Annotated in this window: 4 protein-coding genes and 1 pseudogene; 1 reads left to right on the top strand and 4 read right to left on the bottom strand. The window is 66.2% G+C overall.

Features of this window, described 5'->3' with window-relative positions:
• From ACFDSW_RS16225 to ACFDSW_RS16210, 4 genes and pseudogenes are all read right to left on the bottom strand, one after another.
• Positions 1-547 (bottom strand): annotated as a pseudogene (locus ACFDSW_RS16225) (glucose-6-phosphate dehydrogenase); the annotation flags it as partial.
• Positions 548-570: 23 nt separating this feature from the next.
• Positions 571-1500 (bottom strand): N-acetyl-gamma-glutamyl-phosphate reductase, encoded by a 930-nt coding sequence (gene argC / locus ACFDSW_RS16220; RefSeq protein WP_375251291.1) that lies wholly within the window; start codon positions 1498-1500, stop codon positions 571-573.
• On the bottom strand, positions 1497-1748 hold the full coding sequence (locus ACFDSW_RS16215) for an SH3 domain-containing protein (protein WP_375251290.1): 252 nt from the start codon (positions 1746-1748) through the stop codon (positions 1497-1499). Before ACFDSW_RS16215 ends, argC begins: the two co-directional genes overlap by 4 nt.
• 52 nt (positions 1749-1800) lie before the next feature.
• Positions 1801-2124 (bottom strand): MarR family transcriptional regulator, encoded by a 324-nt coding sequence (locus tag ACFDSW_RS16210; RefSeq protein ID WP_375251293.1) that lies wholly within the window; start codon positions 2122-2124, stop codon positions 1801-1803.
• Between the two features lie 311 nt (positions 2125-2435).
• On the opposite strand from ACFDSW_RS16210, the gene secG reads away from it, so the two are divergent.
• On the top strand, positions 2436-2660 hold a 225-nt coding region (secG, locus tag ACFDSW_RS16205; RefSeq protein WP_375251292.1), incomplete at its 3' end, for a preprotein translocase subunit SecG.

The following is a 2660-nucleotide window of genomic DNA, read 5'->3' as shown; positions in this document are numbered from 1 at the left end:
GCACCGTCTCCTTGCCGAGATAGTGATCGATGCGGAAGATCCGGTCCTCGGGAAACACCGCCGCGACGGTGTCGTTGATCTCACGGCTGGAGGCGAGGTCGTAGCCAAGCGGCTTTTCCAGCCCGATCCGCACCGTCTGTCCGGCCAGGCCGACCTTTTCCAGCCCCTTCACCGCAGGCTCGAACAACGACGGCGCGGTCGACAGAAAGATCGCCAGCCCGCCGCTGATGTCCCCGATCTTGTCCGCCAGCGCCTGAAACGTCGCTTCGTCCGACAGATCGGCGGGCTGGAACTGCAATCGCTCCATGAAGGATGCGATCTTGCCCTGGTCCTTGCGATCGTCGGGCAGGAACTCATCGAGCGCCTTGGCCGCCTCATCGCGAAAGCCGGCGTCGTCGAGGTCGCCGCGCGCCGATCCGGTGATCGTCAGTCCCTCGGGCAGCAGGCCATCGGCATGGAGGCCATAGAGCGACGGCAAGAGCATCCGCCGCGCCAGATCGCCCGTGGCACCAAAGAGCAACAGCTTGCCGACCGGATTGCGATCCAAGGCGTATCTCCTTCAGGCTGATCTTAGAGGGTCAGGCCGGCGACGGGATCGAGGCCAGCCATGATGTTCAGGTTCTGCACTGCGGCGCCGGCCGCGCCCTTGCCGAGATTGTCGAGCGTCGCGATCAGTCGCAACTGCGCACGTTCGGCGTGGCCAAATACCCGCAGGGTCATACGATCAGTGCCGGCGTCGTCCTCGATCGCGATCGTCGATACATCGGCGTCCGCAACCCGCACCAGCGCGCTGCCGGCATAGGCATCACGCAACGCCGCCTCGATCCGTCCGATGGTGGTATCGTCGCGCATCTGGCCGATATGCAACGGCACGTCGACCACCATCCCGCGATAGGTGTTCGCCACCGACGGTTGAAAGATCGGCGGATGGGCCAGGCCGGCATGCTGCTGCATTTCCGGCACATGCTTGTGCGACAGCGACAGCCCGTAAGGGCGAAAGGCGGTGGCCGCTGCGCCCGTTTCGAATTCGCCGATCATCGCCTTGCCGCCGCCCGAATAACCGGACGTGGCGTTGACGGTCACCAGCGCCTCGGCCGGCAGAAACCCCGCCCGTACCAGCGGCCGAACGAGCGCCAGGAAGCCGGTGGGATAGCAACCCGGATTACTGACGAAACGCGCATGCGCGATCCGGTCGGCCTGATCGGGCTCCAGCTCGGCGAAGCCATAGGTCCAGCCGTCCGCGACGCGATGCGCTGTCGAGGCGTCGATCACGCGGGTGCGGTCGTTGGCGATCATCGCCACCGCATCGCGCGCCGCTTCGTCGGGCAGGCAGAGGATGACGATATCGGCGTCGTTGAGCGCCTGGGCGCGGGCGGCGGCATCCTTGCGCCGATCGTCGTCGAGCGTGACCAGCGCGATATCGGCACGGTTCGACAGCCGCTCGCGGATTTCCAGCCCGGTGGTGCCGACCGCGCCATCGATGAAGACGCTGATCGTCATTGCGTCAGCGCCCCGGCATCGAGATAGCCAACGACACCGGCCTCCACCGCGATGCCCCAGGCGACACCGCCCGTCACGTCGAACAGGTCGAACGGCGCGCCCGCCGGCAGCGTGGCGATGACGGTCGCGTCGCGGGGGCGCGCGTCGCGCAGCGCAGTGGAAACCGAAACCCCCCGCCGTAGCGGCGCGGCGTAATGCGGGGCGAACACGCGATCCGCGAGCCGGACGTCGGCGATATCGGCGCGCACCGCGTGCGTTCGCGGATCGAGCGCGCGCGAACGCCCGGTAAGCGCAAAACCGTTACGCGGTGACGGCGCGTGCGGACGGCGGTGATTCGCCGTCGCCGATGAACTGGCCGAACTCCTCAAGAAAATCTGCCCCTTCGGATGTACGCGCGACGAAGATGTTGCGCTTGTCGCTATCGTCGCGTTGGCGGCGGAGATAGCCGAGAGCGCCCAGCCTGTTCAAGGCGCGCGTCACCACTGGCTTCGAGACGTTCAGGATACGCGCCAGTCCACGCACCGTATGCGGTCCCGGCCGCAGGTACACCACCAGCAGAAGCGCCATCTGTCGGTTGGTCAGATCAGGCTCCCCGGATCGCACATAATCGACCAGTGCGTTCATCCAGGAGTTCAGTTCGGGCTGCACCAGAGTTGCCACGTCCTCATCCCGCATTTGCTGCACCGCATCCGGAACGTTCCGGATTTGTGCAACATAACGCAGGCTATCACCGCTGGTTTCAGGCCTGTCACGAATTTGAAGGAAGCGTACGGCGGCGAACCGCGCCAAAGTGGAGCCAATGGGACGGAGCCGAGGGGGCGGGGGATGCTGCATCGCAGCCGAGGTTGATCCCCGCGACCACGCCGCCTATGTGCGGCCGATCCGGTGCGCGGAAGTCCGCGCGCTGCCCCGCTGCATTGGAATCCGTCGCCGTCATGTTCACCTTTCTGCTCGTCGTCCAGGCCATCATCGCGGCGGCCCTTGTCACCGTGATCCTGATGCAGCGTTCGGAAGGTGGCGGTCTCACCTCGTCGGGCAGCCCGTCGGGGCTGATGTCGGCGCGCGGCGCGGCGGACTTTCTGACGCGCGCCACCTCGGTGCTGGCGGGCATGTTCATCGCGATGAGCTTGCTGTTGGCCTTTATCGCTGCCAGCCGCAGC

It is taken from the genome of Sphingomonas sp. (assembly GCF_042091075.1).
Lineage (GTDB): Bacteria > Pseudomonadota > Alphaproteobacteria > Sphingomonadales > Sphingomonadaceae > Sphingomonas.
Note: the sequence above shows the minus strand (reverse complement) of the source record. Positions and strands in the feature narration are given on the sequence as shown.

What these genes read in the sequence shown, in the direction of transcription:
- ACFDSW_RS16210 (WP_375251293.1), bottom strand. Translation starts at nt 2,124, where the DNA reads ATGAACGCACTGGTCGATTATGTGCGATCCGGGGAGCCTGATCTGACC.
- argC (WP_375251291.1), bottom strand. Translation starts at nt 1,500, where the DNA reads ATGACGATCAGCGTCTTCATCGATGGCGCGGTCGGCACCACCGGGCTG.